The 17,419-nt window shown below is 64.6% G+C and carries 11 protein-coding genes; 5 read left to right on the top strand and 6 right to left on the bottom strand.

Features of this window, described 5'->3' with window-relative positions; translation table 11 throughout:
* Positions 1–194: 194 nt before the first annotated feature.
* Together BTH42_RS16815 and BTH42_RS16820 are read right to left on the bottom strand one after the other, a co-directional pair.
* Positions 195–1,610 carry a lactate utilization protein B gene (locus BTH42_RS16815; protein ID WP_075301381.1) on the bottom strand — a complete coding sequence of 472 codons (1,416 nt, stop codon included), beginning with the start codon at positions 1,608–1,610 and terminating at the stop codon, positions 195–197.
* A 34-nt stretch (positions 1,611–1,644) separates the two neighbouring features.
* Positions 1,645–2,367: a (Fe-S)-binding protein gene (locus BTH42_RS16820; RefSeq protein ID WP_075301383.1), complete on the bottom strand. Its 723-nt coding sequence runs from the start codon at positions 2,365–2,367 to the stop codon at positions 1,645–1,647.
* Positions 2,368–2,544: 177 nt separating this feature from the next.
* Between BTH42_RS16820 and BTH42_RS16825 the strand changes: the two genes are divergently transcribed.
* Positions 2,545–3,375 carry an IclR family transcriptional regulator gene (locus tag BTH42_RS16825; protein ID WP_075301385.1) on the top strand — a complete coding sequence of 277 codons (831 nt, stop codon included), beginning with the start codon at positions 2,545–2,547 and terminating at the stop codon, positions 3,373–3,375.
* Positions 3,376–3,468: 93 nt separating this feature from the next.
* Here BTH42_RS16825 and pbpG read toward each other — a convergent pair whose 3' ends face one another.
* Entirely contained in the window at positions 3,469–4,665 is a 1,197-nt protein-coding gene (pbpG, locus tag BTH42_RS16830) for a D-alanyl-D-alanine endopeptidase (protein ID WP_075301387.1), read from the bottom strand.
* 783 nt (positions 4,666–5,448) lie between these two features.
* On the opposite strand from pbpG, the gene BTH42_RS16835 reads away from it, so the two are divergent.
* Entirely contained in the window at positions 5,449–6,021 is a 573-nt protein-coding gene (locus BTH42_RS16835) for a phasin family protein (RefSeq protein ID WP_075301389.1), read from the top strand.
* A 353-nt stretch (positions 6,022–6,374) separates the two neighbouring features.
* Here the strand turns inward: BTH42_RS16835 and lpdA are convergent, their stop codons facing one another.
* The 3 genes from lpdA to aceE all read right to left on the bottom strand — a co-directional run bounded on the left by lpdA (position 6,375) and on the right by aceE (position 12,676).
* Positions 6,375–8,138: a dihydrolipoyl dehydrogenase gene (gene lpdA / locus BTH42_RS16840; protein WP_075301391.1), complete on the bottom strand. Its 1,764-nt coding sequence runs from the start codon at positions 8,136–8,138 to the stop codon at positions 6,375–6,377.
* 132 nt (positions 8,139–8,270) lie between these two features.
* On the bottom strand, positions 8,271–9,896 hold the full coding sequence (gene aceF / locus BTH42_RS16845; RefSeq protein ID WP_075301393.1) for a dihydrolipoyllysine-residue acetyltransferase: 1,626 nt from the start codon (positions 9,894–9,896) through the stop codon (positions 8,271–8,273).
* 83 nt (positions 9,897–9,979) lie between these two features.
* Complete coding sequence (gene aceE, locus BTH42_RS16850) at positions 9,980–12,676, bottom strand: pyruvate dehydrogenase (acetyl-transferring), homodimeric type (protein ID WP_075301395.1); 2,697 nt, start codon at positions 12,674–12,676, stop codon at positions 9,980–9,982.
* Between the two features lie 276 nt (positions 12,677–12,952).
* On the opposite strand from aceE, the gene fixL reads away from it, so the two are divergent.
* The 3 genes from fixL to folD all read left to right on the top strand — a co-directional run bounded on the left by fixL (position 12,953) and on the right by folD (position 17,410).
* Positions 12,953–15,469: an oxygen sensor histidine kinase FixL gene (gene fixL, locus BTH42_RS16855; RefSeq protein WP_075301397.1), complete on the top strand. Its 2,517-nt coding sequence runs from the start codon at positions 12,953–12,955 to the stop codon at positions 15,467–15,469.
* Positions 15,466–16,110, top strand: coding sequence for an oxygen response regulator transcription factor FixJ (fixJ, locus tag BTH42_RS16860; RefSeq protein ID WP_075301399.1), 645 nt, complete (start codon positions 15,466–15,468; stop codon positions 16,108–16,110). The genes fixL and fixJ overlap by 4 nt, the downstream gene beginning before the upstream one ends.
* 436 nt (positions 16,111–16,546) lie before the next feature.
* Positions 16,547–17,410 carry a bifunctional methylenetetrahydrofolate dehydrogenase/methenyltetrahydrofolate cyclohydrolase FolD gene (gene folD / locus BTH42_RS16865; protein WP_075301401.1) on the top strand — a complete coding sequence of 288 codons (864 nt, stop codon included), beginning with the start codon at positions 16,547–16,549 and terminating at the stop codon, positions 17,408–17,410.
* The last annotated feature ends 9 nt before the right edge of the window (positions 17,411–17,419 follow it).

A 17,419-nucleotide genomic window follows, 5' to 3' on the forward strand; every position in this document is an offset into this window, starting at 1 on the left:
CCCCCCCCCCCCCCCCCCCCCCCCCCCCGCGCCCCCCCCCCCCGCGCGGCCCCCCCCCCCCCCCCCCCCCCCCCCCCGCCGCGGCCCCCCCCCCCCCCCCCCCCCCCCGCCCGTTTCACTCGCCTCACTCACTCGCCTCACCGGCTTCGCGCTCACGCGCCGCCGTTCAAACCATTCCCACCCGAACCGCCCGCTCAGCCGATATGGCTGCGCTGCGCCGCATACAGCTCCCTGAAAGTTCGTCCGACCGGCGCCGGCATCTCGCGCGTATTGGTCCAGCCCGCGCCGCCGAGCGGCAGTTTCGCGATCGACCGCTTGCTCCCGCCCATGCGCTCCAGCACCCGCACCGCCAGTTTGGTCACGAGCGCATAGGCATCCGGATGTAACGCGAACCAGCCCCACAGCGCGAGGCCCGCCCGCTCCTTCCACGGCCGCAGACGTCGCTCCATCTGTTTCTCGCGCAGCTTGCGCAACAGATCCGACAGCGGAATGCCGACCGGACACACGCTATTGCATTCGCCGCACAGCGTCGCGGCCTGCGGCAGGTCGAGCGCCTTGTCGATGCCGACATAGCTCGGCGTCAGCACCGAGCCCATCGGCCCCGGATAGACCCAGCCGTACGCATGGCCGCCGACCTTCTGATACACCGGGCAATGATTCATGCAAGCGCCGCAGCGGATGCAGCGCAGCATCTCCTGAAAGTCGCCGCCGATCAGCCCGGTGCGCCCACCGTCGACCAGCACCACATACATATGCTCGGGCCCGTCCTGATCGCCCGCGCCGCGCGGCCCGGTCAGCATCGAGAAATAGTTCGAGGTCGCCTGACCGGTCGCCGAGCGCGGCAGCAGACGCATCGCGGTCGCGAGATCCTCCAGAGTGGGCAGCACCTTCTCGATGCCGGTCACCGCCACGTGCACGCGCGGCATCACCGTGCACATGCCTTCGTTGCCCTCGTTCGTCACGACCACCACCGAGCCCGTTTCCGCGACGATGAAGTTGCCGCCGGTCACGCCCATGTCCGCACTCAGAAAATGCGGGCGCAGCATTTCGCGCGCCTCGCGCGTCATGTCGGGGATCTCGGTCAGACGCGGCCGGCCGTGGGTCTTCGCGAACAGGTCGGCGATCTCGTCCTTATCCTTGTGCACGACCGGCGCGATGATGTGGCTCGGCGGCTCGTTGTCGTTGATCTGCAGAATGTATTCGCCGAGATCGGTTTCGATCGACTGCACGCCCATCTGCCCAAGCACTTCGTTCAGGCGCATTTCCTCGGTGACCATCGACTTGGTCTTGATCACCTTCTTCACGTCGTGCCGGCTCGCGATCTCGCCAACCAGCCGCGCGGCGTCCTGGGTGCTCTCGGCGAACAGCACGGTCACGCCGCGCCGGGTCGCCTCGCGCTCGAAGGTTTCCAGCCATACGTCCAGATTGTCGAGCGCGCGATTGCGGCGCTCCTTCAACGCGGCGCGCGTCGCCGGAAAGTCGATCGCGGTCATCGCGTCCGCGCGCGCCGACACGAACTTGGTGGACAGCTTGGTCAGGTTCTGTTGCAGGCGCTGGTCGGCGAGCTTCTGACCGGCGCGAGCCTTGAACTGCATCGATTGAATCTGCATGGCAGCCTTGAGGGAGTCGGATCGGAGCGCGGGATTACACGTCGCCGGCCAGCACCTGCGCAATGTGCAGCACGCGGGTGGTCGAATCGCCGTTGCGGCGCAGCCGCCCTTCGATATTGAGCATGCAGCCGAGGTCGCCGAGCACCACGGTGCCCGCGCCGCTCGCCGCGATGTTCGCGCATTTTTCGTCGACGATCGCGGTCGAGATATCGCCGTATTTGACCGCGAACGTGCCGCCGAAGCCGCAGCAATGCTCGCAGCCCTTCATCTCGGTCACCGCGACGCCGACCTGCGCGAGCAACTCGCGCGGCTGCTTCTTCACGCCGAGTTCGCGCAAGCCGGAGCACGAGTCGTGATAGGTCACCTGCCCGGCGAACTCGCCCGGCTGCAGCTGTACCTTCGCGACGTTGACGAGGAAATCGGTCAGCTCGAACACCTTCGCGCGCAAGCGGCCGAAGCGGTTCATCAGCTCGGGATCGTCGCCGAACAGATCGCCGTAGTGCGCGCGGATCATCCCGCCGCACGAACCGGACGGGACCACCACGTAGTCGAACTGTTCGAATTCGCGCAGCGTTTTTTCGGCGAGATCGCGTGCGAGGGGGCGGTCGCCCGAGTTGTACGCGGGCTGCCCGCAGCAGGTTTGCGCGGGCGGCACGACGACCTCGAAGCCGGCGCCTTCGATCAGCTTGATGACCGAAAAACCAATTTCGGGCCGCATCAGGTCGATCAGGCAGGTAACGAACAATCCGACTCGCATGAGCCCTCCTTCGGGGAAACTTGCCTGATTATCCGCTGTTTGGCGCGGCAATACCAACGGCCGAACGGCATAGGACGCGGCTCACGCGGATTCGAAGCACCCTTCGACCGCGTTCGCTTTTTTCACCATACGAGATACAATCAGTTTTCGCTGTTTGACGCATCCACCGATTCTCATATGAGCGATACCAACCCGGATCCCAAAACTTCGATCCAGGTGATCGAACGCATGATGCGCCTGCTCGATGCACTGGCGGCGCATAGCGACCCGGTCAGCCTGAAAGAGCTGGCCCTCCGCACGGAACTGCACCCGTCCACCGCGCACCGCATCCTGAACGACATGGTGATGTGCCGGCTGGTCGACCGGTCGGATCCGGGCACCTACCGTCTCGGCATGCGCCTGCTCGAACTCGGCAATCTGGTCAAGGCGCGTCTGTCGGTCCGCGACGCGGCGCTCACGCCGATGCGCGAGCTGCATCGGCAGACCGGCCAGACCGTCAATCTGTCGGTCCGTCAGGGCGACGAAATCGTCTATATCGAGCGCGCGTATTCGGAGCGCTCGGGCATGCAGGTGGTGCGGGCGATCGGCGGCCGCGCGCCGCTGCACCTGACCTCGGTCGGCAAGCTGTTCCTCGCCGCCGACGAAGCGACCCGCGTGCGCGCGTACGCGACGCGCACCGGCCTGTCGGGTCACACGCAAAACAGCATCACCGATCTGGCCAAGCTCGAACGCGAGCTGTCGCACGTGCGCCAGCAGGCCTGCGCGCGCGATAACGAAGAGCTCGAACTCGGCGTGCGCTGCATCGCCGCCGGCATCTACGACGACACCGGCAAGCTGGTCGCGGGTCTGTCGCTGTCGGCGCCGGCCGACCGTCTGCAGGATTCGTGGCTGGGCCAGCTGAGCCAGACCGCGCTGATGATTTCGGAATCGCTCGGCTATCGGCCCCAGCCGCAGCAGGATCATGGGCATGGTCACGGGCACGGGCACGGACATAGCCACCATTCGTGACCGGCGCCCCGCTCATTCCGCCCCTGCCGGCGGCATAAAAAAAGCCTCGCATCCGCGAGGCTTTTTCTTTTACGGCTACCGAACCTGCAGGCTTCAGGTCCCCGCGCCGCCGGCATCGGCGCTGGTGATGCGCGGTTGCTCGCCGCCGCCGTTGTCGAGCCACGTGCGCAGACGCGTCGCATCGGCGAAGCGCGAATACTTGCCGGACGAATCGAGCAGCACCATGACCGTCGGCCGGCCGTGGATGGTCGCCTGCATCACGAGACACTCGCCCGCTTCGTTGATGAAGCCGGTCTTCTGCAGACCGATGTCCCACGTCGGATTACGCACCAGCGCGTTCGTGCTGTTGTAAGCGAGCGAGCGCTTGCCGGTGTACACCTCGTAGCTGTGATCGGTCGAGAACTTGCGGATCAGCGGATATTGATACGCCGCGTTGACCATCTTCACCAGATCGCGCGCGCTCGACACGTTCTGGCTCGTCAACCCGGTCGAGTTCTCGAAGTGCGTGTCGGTCATGCCGAGTTGCCTCGCCTTCGCGTTCATCGCCGCGAGGAAGGCCGGACGGCCGCCCGGGTAGTAGCGCGACAACGACGCCGCCGCGCGGTTCTCCGACGCCATCAGCGCGATATGCAGCATGTCTTCGCGCGACAGCACCGAGCCGACCGACAGACGCGAGCCGGTGTTCTTCTCGTAGTCGCGGTCTTCGTCGGTGACTTCGATCTGGTCGGTCATCGGCTCTTTCGAATCGAGCACGACCATCGCGGTCATCAGTTTCGTGATCGAGGCGATCGGCACCACCGCGTGCGAGTTCTTGTCGAACAGCGGCTCGCCGGTGTTCTGGTCGATCACGTAGGCGACGCTCGAACGCAGCATCAGCGCGTCCGGCGTGTCGTGCAGGCCGAACGCCTGGCCGACCGTCGGCGGACGCGGCTCGTACGCGACCCGGCGCACCGCCGAATGGTGACGGCCATTGGCGGCGGTAAACGACACGCGCTTGCGCTTGGCGCCGGCACGCGGCGCGTCGTCATCGGCGGCGGCCGCTTTCACGGCCGCGCTCTTGCCGGCCTTCGCGGCCCGGCTCGACACCTTCGCGGGAGCCGTGGCCGGGGCTGCCTTTTTGGCGGCCTTCGTGTGTTTGGTGGTTTTTGCGGTTGCAGCAGAAGTGGCTGCAAAAGTGTCGACCGGCGCGGCGAACGCTGCCGCGACGGCCAGCGACACGGCCACCGACAGAGCGGTGTTGCGCGCCGCGCCGTGGAGCACTTTTAGCGACGAAAACATGTCGGTTTTCATGGGTGTTCAGTAGGGAGCGGCGAGAGGTTTCCGCAAGTGTAGTAAAGCAACGAAAAATTAGCAATTTGAAGCACTTATACGCGCTCCTTAAACCGGCTTGTAAGCTCCGATCGTAAAAACACGAATAAGTGCCGCGCATCGATCGAAAAAAGCGATCGTCGCTAGCCATGCCTCGCTATTGCCGCCGCTCAATGGAATCGAGCAGATCCTTGCAGCTTAACGGCAATTTCGAGACAACCTTGATCCGGGGAACTACGGTCGGTGCATCGGCGGGTATCGCGCCGCCGTGCGGTGAAGGCGTTGCGGGCAAGCGACACACACTGTTAAGCGTCTGCCGAAAGTCGCTAACGCGCGTTCGACTATCGCACTTTCTTAACGTTCCGCAGCACTTTGTGGTTTACATCGAATTTGTGATGACGGCTTTTTTCAGGGGACGAATCGTAGCATCCAGACGCTATCCTGCCTGCATATGCGTTTTGGTGGGGAAAAATAATTTCCGGCACGCGCACCAACTAGTCTTTTATCCCGCACCGGAACGGTGCGACAAAAAATCATCGCCTGTCATCCGTATGACATGCCTACTGCATAAGGTCTTGTTTTATTAGCGTTTTCCCTGAATTGTGCGGCGCACAAAAAGTGCTTGACATTATTTGTGACCATCCTAAAATGGGAACCATTGCTGCGATGCACAAATACATCGCGGTCCGGGCAGACGATCCACTGCGTCTCGCCACCAACCCAATGCGGTCCGCACAGACCGACCGCGATCCAGGAGCGTAAACGATGACTCTGCTGACCCCCGAACAATTCGCCGCCGCCCAGAAAGCCAACTTCGAAACGCTGTTCGGTCTGACGACCAAGGCATTCGAAGGCGTTGAAAAGCTGGTTGAACTGAACCTGCAAGTCGTGAAGTCGACGCTGGCGGAAAGCCAGGAAAACGCCCAGCGCGCGCTGTCGGTGAAGGACGCGCAGGAACTGCTGGCACTGCAAGCGAGCCTCGCGCAGCCGGTCGCCGAAAAGGCGCTGTCGTATGGCCGTCACGTGTACGAAATCGTCTCGGCAACGCAAGGCGAATTCACCCGCGTCGCTGAAGCGCAATTCGAAGAGCAAAACCGCAAGGTCCAGGCTCTGGTCGAAAACGTCGCGAAGAACGCACCGGCTGGTTCGGAAACCGCCGTCGCCGTGATGAAGTCGGCTATCACCGCCGCCAACACGACGTACGAAACGGTCCACAAGGCAACCCGCCAGGCTGTCGAAATCGCTGAAAGCAACTTCAATGCAGCTGCAACGGCCGCATCGAAGGCAGCTTCGCAAGCTGCTGCGCAAGCATCGCGCGCTGCCAAGAAGACCGCCTAAGCTTTACGGCGTTCAGGCATCGCGACGCCAGGCTTCGGCCTGGCGTTGTCGTTTCTACGCCAGCCAGCGCAGCCGCTGCGCCGGCGTCACCGCAAGCAACAGCGTCGTGCCGTTGCCGCTCATACAGCGTGATTGGCCGAACGCTCCGATACGTCGAATGACGTATCGTTTGCCCGGCCATCGCGCCGGGATTTTTTTGTCCGCCGGCCGGCATCTGCACTCGCAACCGAGTTCGCACGCGTAGACGCACACACCGCACCAAACAGAAACGGCGCGCTCCGCAAGGAACGCGCCGTTTTGCATTTGCCGCCCTGCCCCGCCCGTATCTCGCGACGCAGGCGGAACCGCTGGCTTTACTTCTTCTTGACCGGCGGCAGATCGGTACAGACGCCTTCGTACAGCTCGGCGGCCATCCCGACCGATTCGCCGAGCGTCGGATGCGGATGGATCGTCTTGCCGATATCCGTCGCGTCCGCGCCCATTTCGATCGCCAGGCACACTTCGCTGATCAGGTCGCCCGCGTTCAGACCGACGATACCGCCGCCGATCACGCGATGCGTTTCCTCATCGAACAGCAGCTTCGTGAAGCCTTCGTCGCGGCCGTTGGCGATCGCGCGGCCCGATGCGGCCCACGGGAACACCGCCTTGCCGAACTTGACACCTTCGGCCTTCAGCTGGTCTTCCGTCTTGCCCGCCCACGCCACTTCCGGATCGGTGTAAGCAACCGACGGAATCTGCATCGCGTCGAAGTACGCCTTCTCGCCATGCGCGGCTTCCGCCGCCACGTGACCTTCGTGCACCGCCTTGTGCGCGAGCATCGGCTGACCGACGATGTCGCCGATCGCGAAGATGTGCGGCACGTTGGTGCGCTGCTGCTTGTCGACGTCGATGAAGCCGCGATCGGTCACCGCGACACCGGCCTTGTCCGCGCCGATGCGCTTGCCGTTCGGCGTACGGCCGACCGCCACCAGCACGAGGTCGTAGCGCTGCGGTTCGGCCGGCGCTTTTTCACCCTCGAACGTCACGTAGATGCCGTCGTCCTTCGCTTCGGCCGCGGTGGTCTTGGTCTTCAGCATCACGTTGGCGAAACGCTTGCTGTTGTACTTCTCCCAGACCTTGACCAGATCGCGGTCCGCGCCGGCCATCAGGCCGTCGAGCATTTCGACCACGTCGATCTGCGCGCCGAGCGTCGAGTAGACGGTCGCCATTTCCAGACCGATGATGCCGCCGCCGATCACCAGCATGCGTTGCGGAATCTGGCGCAGTTCGAGCGCGCCGGTCGAATCCACCACACGCGGATCTTGCGGAATGAACGGCAGCTTCACCGCTTCCGAACCCGCGGCGATGATCGCCTGCTTGAACTTGACGACCTTCTTGCCGCCCTCGCCCTGCACTTCCATGTGGTACGGATCGACGAACGAACCGGTACCGACGACCACTTCGACCTTGCGCGCCTTCGCCATGCCGGCGAGACCGCCGGTCAGCTTCTTGACGACGCCCGACTTGAAGTCGCGCAGCTTGTCGAGATCGATCTGCGGCTTGCCGAACGTGATGCCGTGCGACGCCAGATCCGCCGCTTCGTCGATCACGAGCGCGGTGTGCAGCAGCGCCTTCGACGGAATACAGCCGACGTTCAGACACACGCCGCCGAGCGTCGAATAACGCTCGACCAGCACGGTCTTCATGCCGAGGTCGGCGGAGCGGAACGCAGCCGAATAGCCGCCGGGGCCCGAACCGAGCACCAGCATGTCGCATTCGATATCGGCGCCGCCCGCATAGCTGCCGGCTTGCGGCGCGGGCGCCGCGGCCTTCGGTGCGGCAGCGGGCGCGGGCGCTGCGGCGGGAGCCGGCGCCGGAGCCGCGGCGGCCGCGCCGCCAGCCGCTGCCTCGACCAGCGCGATCACCGTGCCCTGCGAGACCTTGTCGCCCGGCTTGATGCGCACTTCCTTGACGGTGCCGGCGGTATCGCTCGGCACTTCCATCGACGCCTTGTCGGATTCGAGCGTCAGCAGCGACTGCTCTTTCTCGATGGTGTCGCCCGGTTTGATATTGACTTCGATGACGTCGACGTCCTTGAAGTCACCGATGTCCGGCACTTTTACTTCGACGAGACTCATAGTGTCCCCTTCTCCTGTTGATCGGTGATGAGTCGCGCCCCCTGCGGAGCGCAACACGCGCGAATGCGCGGACGGCGCGACGCGGATCAGTCGAAACGATCCGCACCCGCGCCGTTACAGCTCACCAGCCGGTCAAAGAATCACACGCCGGAAATCGGCAAGAATCGCACCCAGGTACGCATTGAAGCGCGCCGCTTCCGCCCCATCGATCACGCGATGGTCATACGACAGCGACAGCGGCATCGTCAGGCGCGGCACGAACTGCTTGCCGTCCCACACCGGCTTCATCGCGCTGCGCGACAGACCGAGAATCGCGACTTCAGGCGCGTTGATGATCGGCGTGAAATGCGTGCCGCCGATCCCGCCCAGCGACGAGATCGAGAAGCAGCCGCCCTGCATCTGGTCCGGCTTGAGCTTGCCCTCGCGCGCGGCCTTCGACAGATCGGCCATTTCCTTCGCGATGTCGATCAAACCCTTCTTGTCCGCGTCGCGGATCACCGGCACCACGAGGCCGTTCGGCGTGTCCGCCGCGAAACCGATGTGGTAGTACTGCTTGAACACCAGGTTATCGCCGTCGAGGCTGGCGTTGAAGGTCGGGAATTTCTTCAGGGCCGCGACGCAGGCCTTGATCACGAACGCGAGCATCGTGAACTTCACGCCCGCCTTTTCGTTTTCCTTGTTCAGCTTCACACGCAGCGCTTCGAGCTCGGTGATGTCCGCTTCGTCGTTGTTCGTGACGTGCGGGATCATCACCCAGTTGCGGTGCAGATTCGCGCCGGAGATCTTCTTGATGCGCGACAACGGCTTCGGATCGACCGGACCGAACTTCGTGAAGTCGACCTTCGGCCACGGCAGCAGGTTCAGCTCGCCACCACCGCCCGCGGCCGGCGCGGCACCAGCCGGCGCGGCGCGCTGGCCGGTCATCACGCCCTTCACGAACGCGGTCACGTCGGCCTGGGTGATACGGCCCTTCGGACCCGTGCCCTTGACCTGACCGACGTCGACGCCGAGTTCGCGCGCGAACTTGCGCACCGACGGCGACGCGTGGCTCGGATGGCGCGAACCGCCCTCGCCGGCCGGGATCAGCGGCGCCTGCGCGAGCGCGGACGGCGCGGCCGGTGCCGGGGTCGGCGCGACCGGTGCGTCGGACGGCTTCTCTGCCTGCTTCGGCGCGGCGGCCGGAGCCGGTGCCGCGGCGCCGCCTTCCGCTTCGATCACGACGATGACCGAGCCTTCCGACACCGTATCGCCAACCTTGACCTTCACTTCCTTGACGACGCCGGCGGCCGAGCTCGGCACGTCCATCGTCGCCTTGTCGGATTCGAGCGTGACGAGCGACTGCTCTTTCTCGACCCGATCGCCGACCTTCACCGCGATCTCGATCACGGGAATGTCTTTGTAGTCGCCGATATCCGGGACCTTGACTTCCTGGGTACCGCCGCCCGCCGCGGGCGCGGCGGCCGGAGCCGCGGCAGGCGCCGCAGCGGCAGCCGGTGCCGGGGCGGGAGCCGCCGCACCCGCGGCTTCCAGCACGACGATCAGCGAGCCTTCCGACACGTTGTCGCCGACCTTGACCTTCACTTCCTTGACGACGCCGGCCGCCGAACTCGGCACGTCCATCGTCGCCTTGTCCGATTCCAGCGTAACGAGCGATTGCTCTTTCTCGACGGTATCACCCGCCTTCACCAGCACCTCGATCACAGGAATGTCCTTGTAATCGCCGATGTCCGGCACCTTGACTTCGATCGCTTGACTCATTGTTAGTGTCTCCTGGGCCGCGCACGCCGCCCGCCCCCCGGTTCGAGGAGCGGACGTGTGCGACATGGCACACGGGTGATGCCTTAGACGGTCATCGGGTTGGGTTTGGCGGGATCAAGGTTGTACTTCTTGAGCGCCTCGGCGACCACCTTGCGTTCGATCGTGCCTTCGTCCGCCAGCGCGTTGAGCGCGGCGACCGTGACCCAGTAGCGATCGACTTCGAAGAAGTGACGCAGCTTTTCACGCGTGTCCGAGCGGCCATAGCCGTCGGTGCCCAGCACGACGAAGCGTTGCGGCACGAACGCGCGGATCTGCTCGGTCAGCGCGCGCACGTAGTCGGTCGACGCGATCACCGGGCCCGGCGCATCCTTGAGCAGCTTCTCGACGTGCGAGAGCTTCTTCTCTTCGGTCGGGTGCAGCAGGTTGAAGCGCTGCACTTCGTGACCTTCGCGCGCCAGTTCGGTGAAGCTCGGCACGCTCCACAGATCGGCGTTGACGCCCCAGTCGTTCTTCAGCAGGTCGGCGGCGGCGATCACTTCGTTGAAGATCGTGCCCGCGCCCATCAGCTGCACGTGCGGCGCCTTCTTGTCGGCGCTGACCTTGCGGAACGAGTACATGCCCTTGATGATGTCCGCGGCTACGGTGTCGCCCTGCGGAATCGCCGGGTGCTCGTAGTTCTCGTTCATCACCGTGACGTAGTAGTACACGTCCTCCTGCTCCGCGACCATGCGGCGCAGACCGTCCTGCATGATGACCGCGAGTTCGTAACCGAACGTCGGGTCGTAGCTGATGCAGTTCGGCACCGAAGCGGCCCACAGCAGCGAGTGGCCGTCTTCGTGCTGCAGACCTTCGCCGTTCAGCGTCGTGCGGCCCGCGGTGCCGCCCAGCAGGAAGCCGCGCGAACGCATGTCGCCCGCCGCCCATGCGAGGTCGCCGATGCGCTGGAAGCCGAACATCGAGTAGAAGATGTAGAACGGGATCATGATCTCGCCGTGCGTCGAGTACGACGTCGCGGCTGCGATCCAGTCGGCCATGCCGCCGGCTTCGTTGATGCCTTCCTGCAGGATCTGACCGGTTTCCGACTCACGGTAGAACATCAGCTGGTCGGAATCTTCCGGCACGTACTTCTGGCCGTCCTGATTCCAGATACCGATCTGGCGGAACAGGCCTTCCATACCGAAGGTACGCGACTCGTCCGGCACGATCGGCACGACGCGCTTGCCGAGCGCCTTGTCCTTGAGCAGGATGTTCAGGATCCGCACGAACGCCATCGTCGTGGAGATCTCGCGGCCTTCGCCGGTGCCCTTGAGCAGCGGATCGAATGCCGACAGTTCCGGCACCGGCAGCGAGTCGGCCTTCTGGCGACGCGCCGGCAGATAGCCGCCGAGGTCCATGCGCTTCTGGCGCATGTACTCGAGCTCCTTCGAGCCTTCTTCGAACGTCAGGTACGGCACGTCGACGATCTGCTCGTCGGTGATCGGCAGACGGAACTGGTCGCGGAATTTCTTCAGCTGCTCCACCTGCATCTTCTTCTGCTGGTGGGTGATGTTCATCGCCTGACCGGCTTCGCCCATCCCGTAGCCCTTGATCGTCTTCGCGAGGATGACGGTCGGCTGGCCCTGCGAGTTCGATGCTTCGGTGAATGCCGCGTAGATCTTGTGCGGATCGTGACCGCCGCGGTTCAGATTCCAGATGTCGTCGTCGGACCAGTCGGCGACCAGCGCCTTCAGTTCCGGCGTGTTGAAGAAGTGCTCGCGCACGAACGCGCCCGACTCCGACTTGTAGGTCTGGTACTCGCCGTCGACGACTTCCATCATCCGGCGCATCAGCGCGCCCGACTTGTCGCGCTGGAACAATGCGTCCCAGCGGCTGCCCCAGATCACCTTGATGACATTCCAGCCGGCGCCGCGGAATTCGCTTTCGAGTTCCTGGATGATCTTGCCGTTACCGCGCACCGGACCGTCGAGGCGCTGCAGGTTGCAGTTGATCACGAACACGAGGTTGTCCAGACGCTCGCGGCCGGCCATGCCGATCGCGCCGAGCGATTCCGGCTCGTCCGTTTCGCCGTCGCCGAGGAAGGCCCAGACCTTGCGTCCGTCGGTCTTCGCGATGCCGCGCGCCTGCAGGTACTTCATGAAGCGCGCCTGGTAGATCGCCATGATCGGGCCGAGACCCATCGACACGGTCGGGAACTGCCAGAAGTCCGGCATCAGCCACGGATGCGGATACGACGAGATGCCCTCGCCGCCGACTTCCTGACGGAAGTTGTCGAGCTGCTTGTCGGTCAGGCGGCCGAGCAGGAACGCGCGCGAGTAGACGCCCGGCGACGAGTGACCCTGCACGAACACGAGGTCGCCGCCATGCTCTGCCGACGGCGCATGCCAGAAGTGGTTGTAGCCGACGTCGTACAGCGTGGCGGCCGACGCGAACGACGCGATGTGGCCGCCGACGTTGGTTTCCTTGCCGGCGCGCAGCACCATCGCCATTGCATTCCAGCGGGTGTACGAGCGGATCCGGTGTTCGATGTCCTGGTCGCCGGGGTTTTTCGCCTGGCGCGCGACGGGAATCGTGTTGATGTACGGGGTGTTGGCGGAGAACGGCAGATGTTCGCCATGCACGCGCGCGAATTCGATCTGCTTCTCGATCAGGTAGTGGGCACGGTCAGGGCCAACAGCAGAAATCACGCCATCCAGCGCTTCCAGCCATTCGCCGGTTTCCTGGGGATCGTCGTCTTTCTCGGCGGCGACATATTTCATGACTTCGTCGGGTACAGCGGACATGCTCGTCTCCTGGGTATGGGGAACGCACTTTGAACAGACCACGCGGAACGCAGTAACGACCGCGGCAGCTCCGGCCGATTGTAATAAGGGTCCCGACGTCCGCGCAAGGAAATTTTCAAATTACGAGATCGATTCTCATAATGCGGAAAATTGCTGCACTGCAACCTGATTTGACTGCTAATCGACGAATCAGTCGGCTAGTTTGCGCCGATTAACGATACTTTCCGTGCTTTTTTGCGTCATTTGTCAGGGACGTGCTGCGCTACAATGCCACGCATGTTGACCGAACGGCTTTTCTCACGCTCGGCGCGCACCGCCGGTTCGCCAGCGGATTCGTCGCCGTCTCCTCGCTGGCACCATGGCCCATGGTGGTCCAATTCGTATTTGCTGACGCCGCTGCTGTCGATCCTGGTTTTCCTGGTCGTCATGAGCCTGATTCTGTGGAGTCTGAACCGGCGCGAGCAGCAACAGCAGGAAGACACGCTGTACCGCAACGTGGCATGGGCGCAGCAGCAGATCCGCCTGTCGATGACCGGCGCGCAGGAACAGATTCAGGCGCTCGCGCGGGATCTCGCCGCCGGCCATGCGGACCAGCATTCGTTCGAGGTCAGCACCACGGACATCATGCAGGGGCACCCCGAAATCCTCTACATGAACTGGTATACCGGCCAGCAGCAGCCGCGCTGGCCGAACGCGGCGCCGCCGGTGCTGGGCCAGCGGCTCGCGCGCCCGAACGACGCGCAGATGGACGAAGCGGTCAAGTCCGGTTTCGCGGAAGCGCGCAACACCCGCCGCCAAGTGTATTCGCCGCTCATCTACGACGACCTCGGCAACGGCTTCATCACGCTGCAAACCCCGATCTTCCGCGACCGCGAATTCCTCGGCACGATCGCCGCGGTGTTCTCGGTCGAAGGGATCCTGAAGCGCGATATCCCGCCCGAGCTGTCGGCCAAATACAAGATCTCGATCATCGACGTGAACAACCGCGAGTTGACCACCACGTCGACCCGCCCGCGCCTGCCGCGCGACATGTTCTACGACCTGCCGCTCGATCCGCCCGGCCAGGGCATTTCGGTGCGCGTGTACGCGTTCCCGCAAATCACCAACTTCACCAACAACACGCTGGTGTGGCTGGTCGCCGGTCTCTCCTGCTTCGTGCTGTGGAGCCTGTGGAGTTTGTGGAAACACACCCGCCAGCGCTTCGAGGCGCAGCAGGCGCTGTACGCGGAAGCGTTCTTCCGCCGCGCGATGGAAAACTCGGTGCTGATCGGCATGCGCGTGCTCGACATGCACGGGCGCATCACTCACGTGAACCCGGCGTTCTGCCGGATGACCGGCTGGGATGAAAGCGACCTCGTCGGCAAGAGCGCGCCGTTCGCGTACTGGCCGCGCGACGCGTACCCGGAAATGCAGCGCCAGCTCGACATGACGCTGCGCGGCAAGGCGCCGTCGTCCGGCTTCGAGTTGCGGGTGCGCCGCAAGGACAGTTCGACCTTCCACGCGCGGCTCTACGTGTCGCCGCTGATCGACAGCTCGGGGCGTCAGACCGGCTGGATGTCGTCGATGACCGACATCACCGAGCCGAAGCGCGCGCGCGAGGAACTGGCCGCCGCCCACGAGCGCTTCACGACCGTGCTCGAAAGCCTCGACGCGGCGGTCTCCGTGCTGGCCGCCGACGAAGCCGAGCTGCTGTTCGCGAACCGCTACTACCGCCACCTGTTCGGGATTCGCCCGGACGGCCATCTGGAACTGGCGGGCGGCGGTTTCGACAGCTCGCAGGCGTCGTCCGATTCGATCGACATGGTCGACACCTATGTCGGCCTGCCCGCCGCCGCGCTGACCGAAAGCACCGCCGACGCGCAGGAAATCTATATCCCCGGCATCCAGAAATGGTTCGAGGTGCGTCGCCAGTACATTCAGTGGGTCGACGGCCATCTCGCGCAGATGCAGATCGCGACCGACATCACGACCCGCAAGCAGGCGCAGGAGCTGTCGCGCCAGCAGGACGAAAAGCTGCAGTTCACCAGCCGCCTGATGACAATGGGCGAAATGGCCTCGTCGCTCGCGCACGAACTGAATCAGCCGCTCGCCGCGATCAACAACTATTGCTCCGGGACCGTCGCACTGGTTAAATCCGGTCGGACGACGCCCGACAACCTGTTGCCCGTGCTCGAAAAGACCGCGCAGCAGGCGGTGCGCGCCGGCATGATCATCAAGCGCATCCGCGAGTTCGTGAAGCGCAGCGAGCCGAAGCGCCAGGCGACCCGCGTCGCCGATATCGTCGCGGACGCGGTCGGGCTCGCCGAGATCGAGGCACGCAAGCGGCGGATTCGCATCGTCACCGATCTGCGCTCGCGCCTGCCGGTGATCTACGTCGATCCGGTGCTGATCGAGCAGGTGCTGGTCAACCTGCTGAAGAACGGCGCCGAGGCGATGGCCGAGGCCCGCCCGAACGCGGTCGATCCGGTGATCCGGGTGGTCGTGCGGCTCGAGGGCGGCTTTGTCTGCATCAGCGTCGTCGACCAGGGGCCGGGCGTCGACGAAGCAACCGCCGAGCGCCTGTTCGAACCGTTTTACAGCACCAAGTCCGATGGTATGGGCATGGGGCTGAACATTTGCCGTTCGATTATCGAATCGCACCGCGGCCGTCTGTGGGTGGTCAACAACGTCGAATCCGACGGCCACATCACAGGCGCCACCTTCCATTGCAGTCTGCCCATTGGGGAGCCTGACGGCCCGAGCAACGGCGGGTCCGAGGCGCCGACACCACAAACCGTTACGGGAGAGCTATGAACAGCCCAGTCACCACACAGGAAACCGTCTTTGTCGTCGACGACGACGAGGCCGTGCGAGATTCGCTGCGCTGGCTGCTGGAGGCGAACGGCTACCGCGTGCAGTGCTTTTCGAGCGCCGAGCAGTTCCTCGACGCATGGCAGCCGCACCAGCATCCGGGCCAGATCGCGTGCCTGATCCTCGACGTGCGGATGTCCGGCATGAGCGGGCTCGAGCTGCAGGAGCGCCTGATCGCCGACAACACGCTGCTGCCGATCATCTTCGTGACCGGCCACGGCGACGTGCCGATGGCGGTCTCGACGATGAAGAAAGGCGCGATGGACTTCATCGAGAAGCCGTTCGACGAAGCCGAACTGCGCAAGCTGGTCGAACGCATGCTCGACAAGGCACGCAGCGAAAGCAGCAGCGTCCAGCAGCAGCGCGCCGCCGCCGAGCGGCTGGGCAAGCTGACCGCGCGCGAGCATCAGGTGCTCGAGCGGATCATCGCCGGCCGCCTGAACAAGCAGATCGCCGACGACCTCGGGATCAGCATCAAGACGGTCGAAGCGCATCGCGCGAACATCATGGAAAAGCTGAACGTCAACACGGTCGCCGATCTGCTGCGACTCGCGCTGTCGAACAAGCCGCAGGCCGCGCAGTAAGTACCGCGGTCGTTGCGCGCGCGTTGCGCAGTTGAGCCGCGCGCGCATCCTCACCGCGGCGCGCGCGGCTTCTTCATCGGAAGGGCTGCGCGTGCCGGACGGGCGCCAGCCCGATAGCGTCCCCACCGCGCCTCATCGCGCTCCCCTCGCATCTGCACGGCCCATCTCACAGCGCCGCCACGCCCCTCACCTTCGCCACACCCCGCCTCGAATCCCTGCGGAAGCCCGCCGCCGCGCCGGTATAATGTCCGACTTTGCCGTCGCGCTGCCCCAACCCGCCGTTGCATGCCTGCCGCGAACCGACAGATTCGTGCCGCGACGCGCCAACGCACTGCGCCATCATTGCGCCATTGAGCGTGCCGACGCGAACACTGCAACCGCGCCGCGCCAATCCGCTCCTGTCCCGATTCATTCTCGACTCAACGCTCGACCGACCATGACTGCCAAACTGATCGACGGCCTCGCCCTCTCCAAGACCTTGCGCGCCGACGTCGCCACGCGCGCCGCCGCCCTCACCGCCCGCGGCCATCAGCCGGGCCTCGCCGTGATTCTGGTCGGCGACAACCCGGCCAGCGAAGTCTACGTGCGCAACAAGGTCAAGGCCTGCCACGACAACGGCCTCGGTTCGTCGTTCGACCGCTATCCGGCCGACCTGTCCGAAGCCGACCTGCTCGCGCGCATCGACGAACTGAATCGCGATCCGTCGATCCACGGCATCCTCGTGCAACTGCCGCTGCCCAAGCATATCGACAGCCACAAGGTGATCGAGGCGATCGCGCCGGAGAAGGACGTCGACGGCTTTCACGTCGCCAATGCCGGCGCGCTGATGACCGGTCAGCCGCTGTTCCGTCCGTGCACCCCGTACGGCGTGATGAAGATGTTCGACGCTTACGGCATCGATCTGAAGGGCGCGAACGCGGTGGTGATCGGCCGCTCGAACATCGTCGGCAAGCCGATGGCGCTGCTGCTGCTCGAAGCGGGCGCGACCGTCACGATCTGCCATAGCAAGACGCGCGACCTCGCCGCGCACACCCGCAACGCCGATGTCGTGGTCGCCGCGACCGGCCTGCGCAACATCCTGACCGCCGAGATGGTGAAGCCGGGCGCGACCGTGATCGACGTCGGCATGAATCGCGACGACGCCGGCAAGCTGTGCGGCGACGTCGACTTCGCGGGCGTGAAGGAAGTGGCCGGCTACATCACGCCGGTGCCGGGCGGCGTCGGCCCGATGACGATCACGATGCTGCTGGTCAACACGATCGAAGCGGCCGAGCGCGCGGCGGACGCCGCGCAAGCCTAACCCACCAGG

Source organism: Burkholderia sp. SRS-W-2-2016, from assembly GCF_001931485.1.
GTDB lineage: Bacteria > Pseudomonadota > Gammaproteobacteria > Burkholderiales > Burkholderiaceae > Paraburkholderia.